Below are 16,656 nucleotides of genomic sequence, written 5' to 3'. Positions count from 1 at the left end.
CCATACTGTCCGCACCGCCGCCCCGGCCCGCTACCGCACCTGCGTACGGCTCTACCTGATCCCCGCGCTCGGCGCCAAGAAGCTCAACCGGCTCACCGCCAATGAAGTCCACGTCTGGCTCGACCAACTCCGCGCCCCTGCCGCTGCTGCGCCCAGGGCATCGACGTCGCCCGCGACCTCGACGCGACCAACGAGCGGAACCGGCCCCGCTGCTGCACCCTCGGACGCTGCTGCCGGCAGTACCTGTTCCCGCTCACCATCGTCTACCTGCACGCCCCGCTCCGCTCGGCACTCCAGCACGCCGTCCGCGAAGACGACCTACCGCGTAACGTCGCCCGCAACGTCCAGGTCACCGCCGAACGTCGCCAGCCCATCGAGCCCCTCACTGCCACCGAAGCCCGCCACCTGCTGGAAGCCTCCCGCGACTCCCGGCTAAACGCCCTGGTCATGCTGGCCCTGCGCACCGGCCTGCGCCGCGGCGAACTACTCGGCCTGCGCTGGAGCGACGTGGACCTGACCGCGTATCGCCCGGCCGAGTTCATGCGTCGACGCCCTGACCGAACACCGTGAACGCCAAGAACACGAACGCCAGGCCATTGGAGCGGCATGGCCCGAGACCGGGCCCGTGTTCACCACCCGCCACAGCGGCATGATCAACCCGACCAACGTCTGCCGGGACTTCAAGGCGCTGCTCCAGCGCGCGGGCCTGCGCACGATCCGGTTTCACGACCTGAGGCATTCGTGTGCCTCGCTCCTGCTGGACCAGGGCGTGTACCTGGTGGTGATCAAGGAGCTACTCAGCCACGCCCACATCTCCATCACCGCCGACCCCTACACCCACGTCCGGCTCCGCCTCCAGCGCGACGCCCTCGAACGCATGGGAGACGCCCTCGTCGACCATCCCGAAACGTAGTCGCCAGAAAACGATCATGACTGCTGCAGCCGCCAACTTACTGTAGCCGTCAAACAAGGTCCGGCACCCTGAGCGAGAGCGTCACCAACCCTCGACAAGTCGCACCCAAGCAGGTCGGAAGGCACCTTTCTCGCAATCTCACATTCCGTTACCGAACTCGCTGCCGCTGATGAAACACTCAGGCCAGCCCTGTCTGCGGCCCGACAACCCCTACCGTCCGAATCCGGCATGCTGAAAAACGTTATTTGGTCAGGAGGACTCTTCAATAAGTTCAAGAGCCTCACTCAAGCCGCCTTCTGCGATAATTTTTCGCTCTCCAGCAGAGGCGACAACTTCACGCGCAAGTATTTCAGACACAACTGGACAAAATTCCGCCATCCCCCCCAACAGGAAAACAATTCCCCGAAATTCTTCTCCCGTAGCACCTGTCGCAGCATCTTCAATAAGCGGAAGCTTCCCTATTATCCTATTGCGACAATAGTCATCAATTTTTACCTCACTCCCGTCGATGAATACTGTACGACCATGCGATGCTCCCCTGAATATTGCATCGAGCAAGTACCACGCTTCAGCCGAAAGATCCCCCCTTCTTTCGAGTTCGGCAAGGATAACGTCCACGACTCCTGCGGCAGCAGAGTACAGGCTGCCTTGATTCACCACTTCGCAATACAGACTACCGTGAGCCGAACTGCGCTCCTGGGGCTGCTCGGAAAAGATCCCATCGATCAATCTGGGCATCATTTTTCCATCCCCTGTCAATGTGCCCAACTGTGACCAGTCCCACTCCACTAGCGCCCCCATGGACCATTCTCTTGAGCTGGAACGTTATCGGGAAACTGACTTTCGCTGAGCCGCCCTTGACACCTAGAGCAAACTTTTGCATCCAGGCGCCTGTTTGGCCACTGTGGATGACCGTATCGAATATCCGCGGGATCAGACCCTAAGCGAACCAGCGCATCACGAGCAATGTCTTCTGCACAAAAGTTACCCGCGTCCGACCGCTTCTTTCCTACGGCCCAACGCCCAGTTTTGCAGTCAACCGCACCTACGATCATTGCATATTTATTGATCTGACTCTTCGTCTTTCCGCCGTCGTGCCAACCACCTAGAACCGCATCACGTCGTCGATCTGCTTCGTCGAAGCATTCCTGGTCGCTGAGTCCTCCATCGTTGTGGACCAGGACGGCTTGGACGCCTGCTACCACATGGTAGGTGTGCAGGTCGTCGATGGTGAGGTTGTGGACACGACGGGTCGCGGTCCATTTCGCGATAGCCGTGATCTGCACATATGTGCCGGCTGACGTCTGTAGCCACATGCCGGGTTTCAACTGGTCGGCATGAAGCCATAGCCGGAGTGCGGGCACCCAGAACGGGTGGTTGTCGGTGGCGGTGATTGCTCCGGTCTGATTGCCCCGATCCCCATCGACGTCGATCGTGAGCTTGACGAGTCGTTTGGTGCCCTGACCCGTGATCAATGCGGTGACGGGTCTGGGTTCGGTGTGGTCAGTCACCGGGTCGGCGGCTATGACCTGGTCGCCGATCTTGATGCCTTCGATCGGCTTGGTGCTGCCGTCGGCCATGAGGACCTTGGTGCCAGGGACGAAGCTGTTGCCTAGGTCGCAGTCAAAGATGGGCGCCGTTGGTGGCGTGCCGTCAGAGTCAGGGTCTGTCTCGGTGGGCTCGACTGCGGCGACACCGTCTATGCAGGTGCCTGTGCCATACCGAGAGGAATCGCATTTGATGACGGGATCGCCATATTCGATTCCGTGATCACTCAGATTGTCTACGGATGAGTCATCGACAGTGATCGCGTCTTCGTTCGCGCACGGTTGACCAGCTGAACATGGCTTCGGGCAGACCCATTCGGGGCACGGCGGGTTGCAAACGCCCGTGCAGCCCCCGTCCGCCCCTCCCGTTTTTATTTTCTTGGGGTCATCTTTTTTCTTGCCACAATTTTTATTACACGTCTTAGTAGTGGGTGGCTTGGGACCGCAACTTGAAGTGCATCGATTCGGTGGTGCTACGCACCGAACCGTGCACTTACCAGGCTCTCTTACACACCGAACCGTGCATGGCCCTGATCGATCGGGGGTCTTCTTAGGCTGAACCATGGGCTCGCGGTGGCCATCGCCGTTAGGGTCCTGCTTCTTAGAGAAGGTGACGTGATAGTTTTTTGCTGGTTTAGAACCCTGTTTTGCCTTACTTCGCTGCTGTGCTTCAAAGGCTTTCTTTGCGGCGCTAGCCGCTGCTACTGCGGCTGCCGCCGCTGCTATGGCTGCCGCTGCTGCGGAGACCGCATTTGCCATTTTTTGGCCAGAGGTTACCCCTGTTCGTGCAGGAATTCTTTCCAGAGTCCCTACAGACGCTGCGCGGCCGCCGCTCAAGTTATCAGGCGGCGCGTGCCCGGATGGATCCAGGCCGGTAAGTGGGCTGCCATTTGCGTAGGTATAGCGATTGGCCTGGATAGAGGGGTCTGGGGGCAGGGTCCAGGTGTCGCGGGAGGCGAAGGTGGCGGTGCCGGGCTGGTACCAGCGGGCGTGCATGTTGGTTTTGCCGGTGTCGGGGTCGGTGTATTCGCTCTGGTAGCCGAGCCTCGACTGGGTACCGGTTTGGGCGGTGACCTCGCCGAAGGGGTTGTAGGCGGTGGTGCTGGACAGGGCTGTGCCGGAGAAGGTGCCGATCAGGTCGTCGTGGATGTCGGTCATCGCGCCAATGGCAGGGGCTGTGCCTTCTTGGACGCTGATGAGGCCGCCGGAGGGGTCGCGGCCGTACTTGGCTTGGACCGCGCCGTTCTGGTCGGTGATGGCGATGATGTCGTTGTCGAGTCCGGCGTAGGCGAAGCGTTGCTGAGCGCCGCCGGACTTTTGGCGGGTGGCCATGCGGTCGAAGGCGTCGTAGGTGTAGGCGGTGTCGCCGTCGTTGATGAGCCGGTCGAAGGCATCGAAGGTGAGGTTTCTGGTCGTACCGTTCTTGGTCTCGGTGGCCAGAGTGCCCCGCGGGGTGTAGGTGTAGTCTGTGCCGTCGCCGCTGGTCAGGCGGTTGCGCTGGTCATAGGTGTAGGTCTTGTTGCCGGCTTTGGTGCGGTTGCCTGACTTGTCCCATTCGTAAGCGGTGGTTGTGCCGTCGGGGCCGGTCCAGGAGGTGAGGCGGCCGGCGTGGTCGTAGCCGTAGGTGTTGTTCCCGGCCCCTGCCGTCCCTGCGGTGATCTTTGAGGTGAGGTTGTCGTCTTTGTCCCACCCATAAGTGATCTTGGCGAGTTGGCCGCCGGTGCTGTTCTTGAGGGTGTGGGTTTCGAGGCGGTCGGCGGCGTCGTACGTATAGACCTGGGTGTTGACGGGGTTGGTCGAGGTGATAGTGCTCAGCCGGTCGACCGTGTCGTAGGCGTAGGTGTTGGTGCGGCCGCTGACCGGGTCGGTGACCGTCTTGAGGTGGTTGTCGGCGTCCCAGGTGTAGGAAGTGGTGCCGGTCGCGTCGATGCGCTGGGTGGGGTTGCCGAGCGCATCGTAGGCGAACGAGCTCGCACCTGACGGTCCGGTGACCTTGGTGAGCAGGCTGCGGTCGTTGTATTCCAGGCTCTGGTCGCTGACCGTAGTGACGCGGTCGGCGAGGTCGTAGCCGTAGGTCTTGTCGCCGGCCACAATGCCGGCGCCCGAGCCGCTGACCTTGGTGACTCGGTTGAGCTGGTCGTACTGTCGGTCGAGGCGGACGCCGCCTGGCTGGATGAGGGCGGTCTCGTTGCCTGCTGCGTCGTAGGTGTGGGTCCAGGTGCGGTCGGCCAGGTCCGGGTGGGCGGTGGTGGCGGGCTCGGTCAGCGTCTCGATCAGGCCGAGGGTGTTGTAGCTGGTCCAGGTGGAGTTGCCGCGGCCGTCGGTCAGGCGGGTGCGGGCGCCGGTGGCGTCGTAGCCGAAGCTGGTGGTGATCGAGTCGGTGGCCGAGACGGGTTCGACGAGCTGGGTGAGCAGGTCGGTGGCGTCGAAGGTGCGCCGAGTGATGTGGCCCTCGCCGGAGGTGATCTGGGTGAGGTTGTCGGCGGCGTTGTAACCGAAACCCTGGGACTTGACCGTCGCGCCGGCTTTGCTCAGGTATTTGAGGCTGGTCAGGCGGCCGGCCAGGTCGTAGTCGGCGGTAATGGAGTTGTCGAGCGCGTTGGATCTCTTGGCGGGCCGGCCGGCCAAGTCATAGCTGTAGGTGGTGATGTGATTCAGCGGGTCCGTCTCGGTAAGGACCTGTCCAGCAGCGTTGACCTTGTAATTGGTGGTCTTGTTGCCGGGCAGGGTCACCTTGGTGGGCGCGCCGGCATCGTTGTACTCGAGCTTGGTGACGTAGGCAGCTGTGGCGGGTTTGCGTTCGATCGTGGTCTGGGTGACCTGGCGGCCGAGATCGTCGTAGGTGGCCTCGGTACGTGCCCCGGTCGGGTCGATCGCGGTCAGCATCTCGCCAAGCAGGTCGTACTCTCGAACCCATCGTCCGGCGGGCTGGCCCGGAGCGGATGGCGGGTCGGTAACACGGACGGGGTTGTCGAGCGCGTCGTATTCCAGGGTGGTGAGCTGGCCGCGCGGGTCAGTGGTCTTGATCACCCGACCGGCCGGGTCGTAGCCGTAGCTCGTCTGGGGAGTGAGCGTGCTGCCGCCGGGCGGCGTGTAGGGCGCGCCGGTCACTGAGGTCAGACGTCCGGCCCGATCGAAACCGGAGGTGGTGGTGCGGCCCTCCCCGTCGACGGCGTGGGTCTGGCGGCCAGCGCCGTCGTAGCCGAAGCGGGTGATGACGCGGCCCTGCTGGGCGGTGCCCGCCTTGTCGATCTGAGCGGGCGGCGTCTTTACTTCGACCAGTTGATTGGCGAGGTCGTAGCGCAGGTTGGTGGTGTAGGCGGTCGGGTCCGCACCCGACACGTTGCCCCGCCCGTCGGTCGTCTCGATCACCAGGCCACGATCATCGACCTTCCACGTGGTGGTCAGGTCCTGGCTGTCGTTCTTGACCGTGCGGCGAGTGAGGAGGTTCTCCCTGTTGTAGGCGAACTCGCTCGTTTCGATTCTGCTCGTGCCCGCGGCCGAGCGCTTGGCGGTGGTGATGTTGCCGTTGGCGTCGTACCCGTAGGTCGTCTTGCGGCCGAGTTGGGCCGGGTCGGGATCCTCCGGCGTCACCGGGTCGAGCGTCTCCGACGTCAGGCGGCTGGCCGCGTCGTAGACGTAGTCGGTACGAGTCGTCGTGCCGCCCAGCACTTGCTGCGTGAGATTGCCCGCGTTGTCGTAGGTGTCGTCCTCGATGACCACGTCCCTGGTCGCGGTCACGCCGTTCAGCATGGCGTCATGGGCGATCACCTGCTTCAGCAGGTCGTCCTCGTAGTACACGTAAGTGGTCTTGCGAAGCATCGCGTCCATCTGGCCGGCCAGCCGTCCGGCCGGGTCATAGGAGTACGACTCCAGGGTGATCTCTTTGGCTGGAATGGGCGCCACCGGACTGCCGGTCCAGTTCTTCAGCGTGCGCTTCTCCAGTTCGCCGCGTTTGGTGTAGGTGTAGCCGAAGATTGAGCCCAGTTCGTCGGTAACGGAGGTGCGGGCGCCTATTTCGTCCCAGGTTGTTCGGGTCACGCCGCCTTCCGGGTCGGTGACCGTCTCCTCGCGGCCGTGGCCGTCATAGGTATAGGAGGTGGTCCGGTCCGGGTCGCCGCCGGTCAGGTCCTTGTCGGTCTGGGACAGCACGTTGCCGTCCGGGTCGTAGGCATAGACCGTCTGCGCCGTGTGGGTGACGTCGGTGACCTCGTTCTTGACCCCCGCGCCGGTCTCGGTGGCCAGCCGACCCAGATCGTCATAGGTGTAGGTGGTCGTGACCCCGCCGGGCTGTGCCGCAGATACCTCGGTTCGGCTCTTCATCCGGCCCAGGACGTCGAAGGCGGAGTTGACGACCAATCCTTCTGGCTGAGTCTGCTGGGCGAGGTCGCCGGCGGCGGTGTAGCGGTTCGTGCCGGAGCTACCCCGAGCATCGGTCCACGATTTCACCAGCCCGGCCGGTGTCACTCCCCCACCGACTGCGGGCTCGCTGCCGTCGGTGTAGGCGATCACCGTCGAGCGGCCGCTGGGGAAGTCGGTCGTGGCCGGCGTTGTCTCCTTGGTTTGCTCGCCGTACTGGTTGTACTCGTAGCTGGTGGCGTAGGTGTTGTCGGTTGCACTGGACGAGCGCGCGTCGCGGGCCTTCAGCAGGTGGTCGTTGCGCGCGTCGAACTGGTCGTTCTTGTTGACATAGAACTCCGCGTAAGTGTCCTGGCAGCTGCTGTCTGTATGACATGTCGTGACGGACAGCGTGTTACCGCGGTCGTCGTTGTACCAGGTGGTGGCGTTGTAGTTCGGGTCCACCATGTCCGATAGGAAGCCGCCGGTGTCGTAGTCGTAACGAGTCGTCTTGCCGAGCTGGTCGGTCTTGGAGATCAGCCGATAGCCGCGCCAGACATCGTGGACGGCGGTCAGCTTCTCGTTCTTGGGGTCGGTGACCACGACTGTGGAGGTGCCTGCGGCCGGGTCGATGGTCGGCTCGGCCAGTTGCCAGGTGCCACCGTGCTGGTCGGTGTGGGTCTTGATCCGCTCGGTCGAGCTCTCGTAGATGTTGGCCGCCCAAACCCGCCCGGACGGCAACGTGATCTTGGCCAGCTCGTGCGGCGCCGCGACGCGCGCCGCGTAGTGACGTGCCACCTCGACCGACGACAGCGGCCGATCATAGACCGCCACTTCGTCGATGGATCCGGACAGGCCATCGCCGCCGATGTCCAGGTAATCCAGGCCCTCGGGGTCGGGGATGGTCGCGTTGAGCGTGCCGGCGATCTGCCCGTCCAGGTACAGCGTCTGCACATCGCCGCCGATGGTCAGGACGGCGTGATGCCATAGGCCATCCTTGACCGCGGCACCGCTCACGATCGGCGTGGAGGTCTCGTTGAAGGCAGCCGACAGTTTCCCGGCGCTCGTCACCTGCACCACCGGGTACGGGTCCGCGACCGCCGAACCGTCCGCGCCCAAAATCGAACCGTTGCCGGTTGTCTTGAACCAGGTCTCCACCGAGGCCCAGGTGCCCGTCCGAGGGATAAGGTAGGCGGGCAGGTTGATGTTGGGGATGTTCGAGGCGGTGATCTGGACGGCGGTGTCGGCGGTCCCCGCCAAAGCGCCAGGTTTGGCGAGCGTGTAGTCGGTGTTGTAGTGGCCGCCCTCGCCCATCCAACCGAGGTCCTTCGCCTCCGAGCCGGAGCTTTCGCCCAGCCGCCAATACCCCATCGGGTCGGAGTCCAGCACCGTACTGCGATACAGCGAACTCGCATTCAGCTGGTAGATGGTGCACGCCTGAGCCGGATCGCACACCTTCTCCAGCGCATCGCCGTTATAGGTGTACGCCCAGCTCAACGCCTTGCCATCCACCGGGTCCGTGGAAACCGTGGTGACGTGCGCACCGGTCCAGGAGAAAGTCAGCGATCGGCCTCCGGGCGCGGTTACCTTGGCCAGCTTGCCATCCGTCCCATAGGTCAGCTCCTGGTCGCGGCCCCGGCTGTCAGCCACCTTCAGCAAACGTCCGCCGACATCGAACAGATACGACGTCGACGCCTTGTCCATCAACCGCCAACTGCCGTCGGCGTTCTTGGCCAAAGTGGCGTACATGCCCGGCGGCGGCTGATACGTCCCATCGCTCTTCTTGGCGAAGCGGACCTGACGGCCATCGGGATAGGTGACCAGAACGGCCTCGCGCCCGCGCACATTTTCCGGCACGATCCGCATGTCCCAGCGAGTGGCCCAGCCCGCCCCGAAAGCGCCATCACGCCGCGGATCCATACTGTTGAACGAGCGCACCACCGACAACGGCGGCCCCGCCGTCGCCACCTGCGCATCGGTAAACGTCGTGGTGTAGTTGCCGGACTGCTGGTTGAACTCCTGCCCGTTGACACCCCGTACCGACAACTGCGAGGTGATCGTCGGTTGCCGCACACCCAACACGAAGGTGTACGTCGAGGAGTACGCGCTCAGCCCGCCGATAGTGGACGCGTCACTGACATTGACCCGCCACCAATACTGGCGGCCCCACGCCAACGTGCCCTCCGGCACAGTCCAGCTGCCGGACAGAGCGCAGCAGTCATCGTGGCGGGCACAACCCGACATCGATGGGTTGTCGCATATCTCGAAATGGAAGCCGATCGTGCCCCCTGACCACGTGGTGGCCTCGGCCGCCAAAGTGGGCTCCGTCGTCATCAACTGGATGCCATTGTCGGGAGACATCGACGTCACTGTGGGCGGCGGCGGCTTGGGGCAGTCTCCGATCAGCAACCAGCCCGTCGGTTCCTGCTCGGGCGGGTAGAAATTCAGGTTTGCCGGAATGTTCTGGATGGCTTTCCAGACGCGCCCGCCTGACGACACGTAGGTGCCATACGCCACATACACCGACCGCTGCCACGGCGAATATGAACCACACGGCGGAACAGCGGCCGCGACCCCTACCGGTGCAGCCCCACGCATCAATGACGGCGCCAGCGGACCGGCCTGCTTGGTGCGGAGGACCCCCTCCCGCACCTCCTTCGGCAACGCCTTCTTCGGGATCGCGATCTTCGCCTTCGGCGTACCCGGATCAACCTTCGCCTTCGTCGCATCGGCAGACACCAGCGACGGCAAACCGCCAGCAGTACCCAACATCTGCTTCGGCGTATCAGGCAAACTCCCGAAAACCGTAACCGCGTTCGCGACATCAGCGGCTACCGGCTGCGGCTGTAAAGCCAGAAGACCCGGAAGAGTCGCCGCCAAGGTCAAAAACACGAGGCCGAACCTGAAACGAGCAGAATGAGCCCATGCCAGCAAGCGGCGCATACGCCGTCACACTCCGAACCACGCGGGGCGCCCCAAAAAGCGCCAGACGAAGCCCCACCCCCACGACCCGAACCCGAAAGTCCCTAGTCGTGCGACTCGGAGCATGACTGCAAACGGACAAAGCGTAAGCTCGGCATAAATGGCACACAAGATCTATTTAAGTGATCAAATGTGACGGAGTGCGACTTACCGCTTCATTCATCCGGTTTTGCGGCAGCTTCCCGCAGCTGCGTCCTCCAAGTGCGTGGACCTTGCTGCGCGGCCGGCCATCCACATGGCGGACCGATTCCTGCTCAGGGCCGTACGTCTTCTATCCTTCGTATCCGACCCGATCGGAGGAGTAGATCCAGTGAACGCTCAGCGCGACTACGCCGAACTCGTCCAGCGTGGCCTTTCGCTCGACCTGACCCGGGGGAAGCCGTCGCCGCGACAGCTGGATCTCGCCAATGACCTGCTCAAACTGCCGACGTCCTACAAGGCGGCCGACGGCACCGACGGGCGTAACTACGGCAACCTGCAGGGGCTCAGCGAGCTGCGGGAGCTGTTCGGGCCGTTGCTGCAAGTGCCGGCCGAGCAGTTGGTCGTCGGCGGCAACTCCAGCCTTGCGGTGATGCACGACACGATCGTGCACGCGCTGCTCACCAAGGTGCCCGGGGCCGAGCGGCGGTGGGTGGAGGAGCCGGAGATCACGTTCCTGTGCCCGGTGCCGGGGTATGACCGGCATTTCACGATCTGTGAGCGGTTCGGGATCAAGATGGTGCCCGTGCCGATGAACGGCGAAGGGCCCGACATGGACGTCGTCGAGCGACTCGTCGCCGAGGACGCGAGTGTCAAGGGCATCTGGTGTGTGCCGAAGTACAGCAACCCGTCCGGCGCCACCTACAGCGACGAGACCGTGCGGCGGCTGGCCGCTATGTCCACGGCGGCGTCTGATTTCAGGATTTTCTGGGACAACGCCTATGCGGTCCACCACCTCACCGACACCCACGCCGAGCTGGCCGACCTGCTGGCCCTGTCCGCGGAGTACGGCAACGCCGACCGGGCCTTCGTGTTCGGGTCCACGTCCAAGGTGACCCTGGCGGGTAGCGGCGTGTCGTTCTTCGGGTCCTCGCCCGCGAACGTGAAGTGGTTCCTGGCCAACACCGCCAAGCAGTCCATCGGGCCCGACAAGCTCAACCAGCTCCGGCACGTCGAGTTCCTGAAGGACGCCGACGGGGTGGCCGCGCACATGCGCAAGCACGCCGAGCTGGTGTGGCCCAAGTTCGAGCTCGTCGACCGGGTGCTGGCCAAGGAGCTCGGCGACCTCGGCACCTGGACGAGCCCGCAGGGCGGCTACTTCATCAGCCTCGAGGTGTCGCATGCCGGTGAGGTCGTGGCCAGGGCCAAGGCGGCCGGGATCGCGCTGACCCCCGCCGGGGCCACCCACCCCTACGGTCAGGACCCCGACGACCGGACGATCCGGATCGCACCTACCTATCCCGATCTGGAGGAGCTGGAGCAGGCCATCGCCGGTCTGGCCATCTGCGTCCGCGCGGTGGCCGAAGAGCGCGCCTGATCCGCCAACGGGTGCACCTGATCCAACGGTTCCGACTCAGCCCGCGCGCCTGGTCCGACGGTTCGCGGGTCTGATTCCGCCGTTTCGACTCGGCCCGCGCGCCTGACACACCTGCGGCTTCCGGTACGGCCTGCCCGCCGTACCGGAAGTGCGGGGCTGGCTAGATGGTGCGGGTCTGAGTCTTGCGGAAGCCGAAGATGTACTCGCGGGTCTCGCTCGGGTGGAACGACACCCCGACGCCCGGCTCGAACACCACGTTGTCCCGCGGGCAGTAACACAACCTCTCCCACACGGTGAGCGCCTGCACCCGGGCCGGCGCCTCCGCCGTGTCCCGCTTGCGGGCCCCGTACGACCCCAGCACGAACAGCAGCCCGAACCCCCAGAACAACCCGGTCAGGCAGAACGGCGCGAGCAGCACCTCGGTCCAGTTCGCGTCCTTGCCCATCGCGATCACCAGCGCGGTCACCAGGTGGACCAGGGCGGCCACGCCGAGCAGGATGTAGCCCTGGTTCCTGGTCCACGCCGTGTAGTGGCGGCTGGGGAACGACAGCCAGACCGCCAGCTGCGTACGGCTCATGAGGTGTTTCGAGGCGCCCAGCGAGGCCGCCGTCGGCAGGTCCACGATGTCGCGCGTGGCGGCCATCCGGGCGCGGCCGATCCGGTACGTGGTGCCCGCCGCCACCACTCCAGGGACTGCGGATACCTGGTCAGACTGGCTGCATACCGGACACGTGACTTCCACCTGGGCAGTCTGGCCTTTAGCCGCTGTCGGCGCAAACCGTAAGGTTTCCCTTGTGAGACCCATTGATGCCTTGGTGAACGCCCTGCCTGAGGGCCGTGTCCTGACCGACCCCGACGTCATCGACTCCTATGCCCGCGACCGTACGTTCCTGGAGCCCGGCAAGCCGCTGGCCGCGGTGCTCGCCACGTCGCGTGACGATGTGGTGACGACGCTCAGGTGGGCGACCGAGCACCGGGTCCCGGTAGTGCCGCGCGGCGGGGGTACGGGGCTGGCCGGCGCCGCCACCGCCGGCGACGGGTCGGTGATCCTCTCCGTGGCCAGGATGACGGCGATCAAGGAGCTCTCCCCCGCCGACGAGATCGCCGTGGTCGAGCCCGGGGTGATCACCGCCGACCTCGACCGGGCGGCCAGGGAGCACGGGCTGATGTACGCGCCCGACCCGTCGTCGTACGAGATCTCCACGATCGGCGGCAACCTGGCCACCAACGCGGGCGGGCTGCGGTGCGTGAAGTACGGCGTGACCCGCGACTCCGCGCTCGGCCTGGAGGTGGTGCTGGCCGACGGCCGGATCCTCGAGACGGGCCGGCGCACGATGAAGGGCGTCACCGGGTACGACCTGACCGGCCTGTTCGTCGGCTCGGAAGGCACGCTCGGCGTGATCACCTCGGCGACGGTACGGCTGCGCAGGGCACCGGACAAGCCGCCGGCGACGTTCGCGGCGGAGTTCGGCTCGCTGCGCGAGGCGGGTGCGGCCGTGTCGGCGATCATGGCCGCCGGGTGCCAGCCGTCGCTGATGGAGCTGCTCGACCGGGCGACGCTGGAGGCCATCGACGACTATCGCAACATCGGCCTGGAAACGAGCACGATCGCCATGCTGATCGGCCAGTCCGACGCGTCGGACAGCGAGTCGGTCGTCAAGCGCATGGAGCAGCTGTGCGTCGACAACGGCGCGTCGTTCGTGGCGGTCTCCTCCAGCCCGCAGGAGACCGAGGAGCTGATCGGGCTGCGCAGGATGGCCTACGACGCCAAGGAGCGTATGGGCGCGTGCCTGGTCGAGGATGTGTGCGTGCCGCGTTCGGTGCTGCCCGACATGATCATGGCGATCGAGGCCGCCGCCGTACGGCACGATGTGAAAATCGCCACAGTCGCGCACGCCGGTGACGGCAACCTGCACCCGGTCTTCATCTTCGAGCACGGTACGGCCGAGCCGCCGCCCGAGGTGTGGGCCGCGGCGGACGAGGTGTTCAAGCACGCTCTGCGGCTTGGGGGAACGCTCACCGGCGAGCACGGTGTCGGCGTCCTCAAGCGGCGCTGGCTCGGCCTGGAGTTCGGACCGGTGGCGCAGGAGATGCAGCAGGGCATCAAGGCCGTCTTCGACCCGCTTGGCCTGCTCAATCCGGGTAAAGCGATCTGAGTTCACCAAGCCGTGACCTAGTCCGGCCAATGTGGACACGACCTGCCCCGAAACACTGACATTCTGCGTCAAAAGACGAAACATCTGACAGGTCCGGGCAACGCCCCAAGGGTCACGCTGGTAGCGTTCGCACCATCTGACGATTTGTTATACGTGGTCTTGGGGGTACGGCGTGAATCAGCACCAGCCGCTGGCGGCGGACGACCCGCGGCGGCTGGGGGCCTACGACCTCGTCGCCCGGCTTGGTGAGGGCGGCCAGGGAGTCGTGTACCTCGGCCAGAGTGACACCGGCGAGCAGGCGGCGGTAAAGCTGCTGCACAACGCGCTGGTGGCCGACGCTGACGCCAGGAGCAGATTCCTGCGCGAGGTCGCGGTGGCGCAGCGGGTGGCCAGGTTCTGTACGGCTCCGGTGCTGCACGCCGACCTTGAGGGCAGCCGGCCGTACATCGTGAGCGAGTACGTACCGGGGCCGTCCCTCCGGCAGTTGGTGATCAACGAGGGCCCGCGCCGGGGAGCGGCGCTGGAGCGGCTCGCGATCAGTACGGCGACCGCGCTGGCGGCCATCCACCGGGCCGGGATCCTGCACCGCGACTTCAAGCCCGCGAACGTCCTCATGGGGCCCGAGGGCCCCGTCGTGATCGACTTCGGCATCGCCCGAGCGCTGGACTCCCCCGGGGCGACGGCCACGGGCATGGCCATGGGGACGCCGTCGTACCTGGCGCCCGAGCAGCTCAGCGGGGCGGCCGTCTCCGAGGCGGCGGACGTGTTCGCCTGGGGCGTCACGATGGTGTTCGCGGCGACGGGCAAGCCCGCCTTCGGCGCCGACTCGATTCCCGTGGTGATGAACCGGATCCTGAACGAGGAGCCGGAGCTCGGCGAGATGGAGGGGGCGCTCGGGCAGCTCGTGGCAGCGTGCCTGTCCAAGGACCCGTCGCAGCGGCCCAGCGCGGACCAGCTGATCGTGCACCTCACGGGACAGCCGGCGCCGCCCGCGGCCGTGGACCCGCTGACCACGGGCCCGAACCGCCAGGGCACCGGCCCTCAGCCTGACATTCAGACGGGCGCCGTCATGGGCGCCCCGGCAGGTACGGGGCCACAGCCGGGCGCGAACCCGCAGGACTCCTACCCCGGCCCCTGGATGCGGCCCGGCGCCGCCTCCCAGACGGGTCCGACCGGCCAGACCGGTCAGACCGGTCAGACCGGTCACTTCGGCCTTCCCGGCGCGACCAAGGGCGGCGCCCCGGCTCCCATGGCGGCGGCAGGTCCCTCGGCCGGTTCACCCGGCATGCCCCAGGGCAGCCCCCCGAGCGGCCAGAACATGCCGCACGGCAGCGCGCCGGCCGCCCCCGGGATGCCCGTCGGCGGCCAGGGAGCACCCGGCGGTCCGACGCGGCAGGACCCAATGGCCCAGGGAGCAGGCGCTCCCGGCCAGCCCATGGGCGGCGTACCGGGACAGCCCATGGGCGGCGTACCGGGACAGAGCGGCGCTCCGGGCTTCGGCGCAGGAGGCCCTGGCAGCCCGGCATATGGCCCTGGCGGCCCTCACAGCCCTCACGGCCCTGGCGGTCGCGGCCCCGGCGCGGGCGGGCCGGGGCAGGGGCCGCAGGCGGCTGACGCCGGGTCGGCGAAGCAGCGCCGTACCCTGACCTTCGCTCTGACCGGCGCCGCCGCGGCGGCCCTGCTGGTCGTGGGCGGCGCAGTGATCGTGCAGGCCAACAGCGGCGGCATCCAGAAGGTGGTCGCCGTCGGCAACACCTCCGAGGCCACCCCCACCGATGGCTCCGGGGGCGGACAGCCCGTCGAGCCGCCCCTGACGGAGGACAGCCCGGTCGTCTCGCAGCCGGTCCCGACGCTGAGCGAGCCCGAACCCACCAAGAGCAAGACCAAGGAGCAGGTGATCCAGGACCCGAGCAGCCAGGTCCCGGTCACCGTCCCCACTGTCCCGCAGACGTCGAAGCCTACGACGCACAAGCCGGAGTCGGATCCCAGGCCCACCAAGACCAAGCGCACCGACATGGTGGACCCGGACCCCGATCCCAAGACCTCGCCTACTGAGGACAACACGGACGACCCGAACCCCCAGCCGAGCACCAAGCCGACGACCAAGCCGACCGTGAAGCCGACCGTGAAGCCAACGGTGAAGCCGACCGTCGCGCCCAAGCCGAACACCTTCAACGCCGCGGCGGTGTGCGGCTCCGGCTTCAAGGTGATCGACAGCCACGGGCTGGGCAGCTTCGCGACGATCTACCTGCTGTACGGCAACGGCAAGAACTGCGTCGTGACGATGTCCAAGCTGGTGTATCCCGGCAAGGTCTCGATGAACGCCACCCTCCAGGTACAGAACGGCGGCAGCGGCAGCAACCCGGGCAAGTTCACCGCCTATGCGGGCCCGGTGCGAGTGGCGGCCGTCAAGAAGTGCGTGATCTGGGGCGGCTCGTGGGGCACCACGTCCTGGAAGTCCGGCTGGAGCCACTGCACCTGAGATAGCGAGGCCCACAAGCCCTCCGCGACGGAAAGGATCGTCGTGGAGGGCTTTTCGCGTGCCGGACAAGCGGGTTACCCTAGTTGACGTGATCGTCAAGTCCGAGCTGACCGCCCGAGGACGGCGTACGAGGGACGCGCTCGTTCGGGCGGGCCGGGAGGCATTCGACGAGCACGGCTACGAGGCGGTGCGCATCGACGACGTGTGCGCCCGCGCCGGAGTCTCCCACGGCACCTTCTACACCTACTTCGACGCCAAGGACGCCTTGTTCCGCGAGGTGGCGGCGGCGGTGGTCGGGGAGATGTTCACGGCGAGCGTCGTGGGTCCCGGCGTGCCCGGCGACCCGTACGCGCGCATCGAGGCGGCCAACCGGCTCTACCTACGGGCCTGGGCGGCCAACTCGCGGCTGGTCCGGATGCTCGAACAGGCCGCCACCGCCGAGGAGGGCCTGCGTGGCCTGCTGCTGGAGCTGCGCGAGGTGTTCGTCCGGCGCGGTGCCGAGGGGCTGCGCCGGCTGCAGGAGCAGGGGCTGGCCGACCCGGCCCTCGATCCGCGGCTGACGGCCGTCATGCTGGGCGGGATGGTGGAGCACTTCGCCCACGTCTGGCTTGACCTGGGCGAGCGGGCCGACGAGCGGACGGCGGTGGAGCTGCTCACCAAGCTCTGGGCCAGGGCCATCGGGTTGACATCGGCGTCAAGTTGGCAACAGGAGGGCGTGTGAT

Annotated in this window: 9 protein-coding genes; 6 read left to right on the top strand and 3 right to left on the bottom strand. The window is 66.0% G+C overall.

The features are described 5' to 3' along the window. Positions 1-114: 114 nt before the first annotated feature. Positions 115-570 carry a site-specific integrase gene (locus AB0J16_RS44235; RefSeq protein ID WP_358551472.1) on the top strand — a complete coding sequence of 152 codons (456 nt, stop codon included), beginning with the start codon at positions 115-117 and terminating at the stop codon, positions 568-570. Continuing rightward, a complete protein-coding gene (locus AB0J16_RS44230; protein WP_358551470.1) occupies positions 524-913 on the top strand; it encodes a tyrosine-type recombinase/integrase in 390 nt (129 codons plus the stop codon). Before AB0J16_RS44235 ends, AB0J16_RS44230 begins: the two co-directional genes overlap by 47 nt. 249 nt (positions 914-1,162) lie before the next feature. On the opposite strand, the gene AB0J16_RS44225 is transcribed toward AB0J16_RS44230, so the two are convergent. Both AB0J16_RS44225 and AB0J16_RS44220 read right to left on the bottom strand, forming a co-directional pair. Beyond that, positions 1,163-1,714 (bottom strand): hypothetical protein, encoded by a 552-nt coding sequence (locus tag AB0J16_RS44225; protein ID WP_358551390.1) that lies wholly within the window; start codon positions 1,712-1,714, stop codon positions 1,163-1,165. Further along, positions 1,702-9,741: a polymorphic toxin-type HINT domain-containing protein gene (locus AB0J16_RS44220; protein ID WP_358551388.1), complete on the bottom strand. Its 8,040-nt coding sequence runs from the start codon at positions 9,739-9,741 to the stop codon at positions 1,702-1,704. The genes AB0J16_RS44225 and AB0J16_RS44220 overlap by 13 nt, the downstream gene beginning before the upstream one ends. Positions 9,742-10,090: 349 nt before the next feature. Here AB0J16_RS44220 and AB0J16_RS44215 point away from each other — a divergent pair, with 349 nt between their 5' ends. Next, the gene (locus AB0J16_RS44215; RefSeq protein ID WP_358551386.1) at positions 10,091-11,296 is read left to right on the top strand and encodes an aminotransferase class I/II-fold pyridoxal phosphate-dependent enzyme; all 1,206 of its coding nucleotides are present in this window, start codon (positions 10,091-10,093) and stop codon (positions 11,294-11,296) included. 160 nt (positions 11,297-11,456) lie between these two features. Here the strand turns inward: AB0J16_RS44215 and AB0J16_RS44210 are convergent, their stop codons facing one another. Then, positions 11,457-11,978: a hypothetical protein gene (locus tag AB0J16_RS44210; protein WP_358551384.1), complete on the bottom strand. Its 522-nt coding sequence runs from the start codon at positions 11,976-11,978 to the stop codon at positions 11,457-11,459. Between the two features lie 112 nt (positions 11,979-12,090). Between AB0J16_RS44210 and AB0J16_RS44205 the strand changes: the two genes are divergently transcribed. From AB0J16_RS44205 to AB0J16_RS44195, 3 genes are all read left to right on the top strand, one after another. After that, positions 12,091-13,452, top strand: a complete 1,362-nt coding sequence (locus tag AB0J16_RS44205; RefSeq protein ID WP_358551382.1) for an FAD-linked oxidase C-terminal domain-containing protein — start codon at positions 12,091-12,093, stop codon at positions 13,450-13,452. 172 nt (positions 13,453-13,624) lie between these two features. Further along, on the top strand, positions 13,625-15,934 hold the full coding sequence (locus AB0J16_RS44200; protein ID WP_358551380.1) for a protein kinase: 2,310 nt from the start codon (positions 13,625-13,627) through the stop codon (positions 15,932-15,934). Positions 15,935-16,022: 88 nt separating this feature from the next. Continuing rightward, positions 16,023-16,655: a TetR/AcrR family transcriptional regulator gene (locus AB0J16_RS44195; RefSeq protein ID WP_358551378.1), complete on the top strand. Its 633-nt coding sequence runs from the start codon at positions 16,023-16,025 to the stop codon at positions 16,653-16,655. Position 16,656 lies beyond the last annotated feature (1 nt).

It is taken from the genome of Nonomuraea sp. NPDC049750 (assembly GCF_040659625.1).
GTDB lineage: Bacteria > Actinomycetota > Actinomycetes > Streptosporangiales > Streptosporangiaceae > Nonomuraea.
This window is presented reverse-complemented; position numbering and strand designations above follow the sequence as displayed.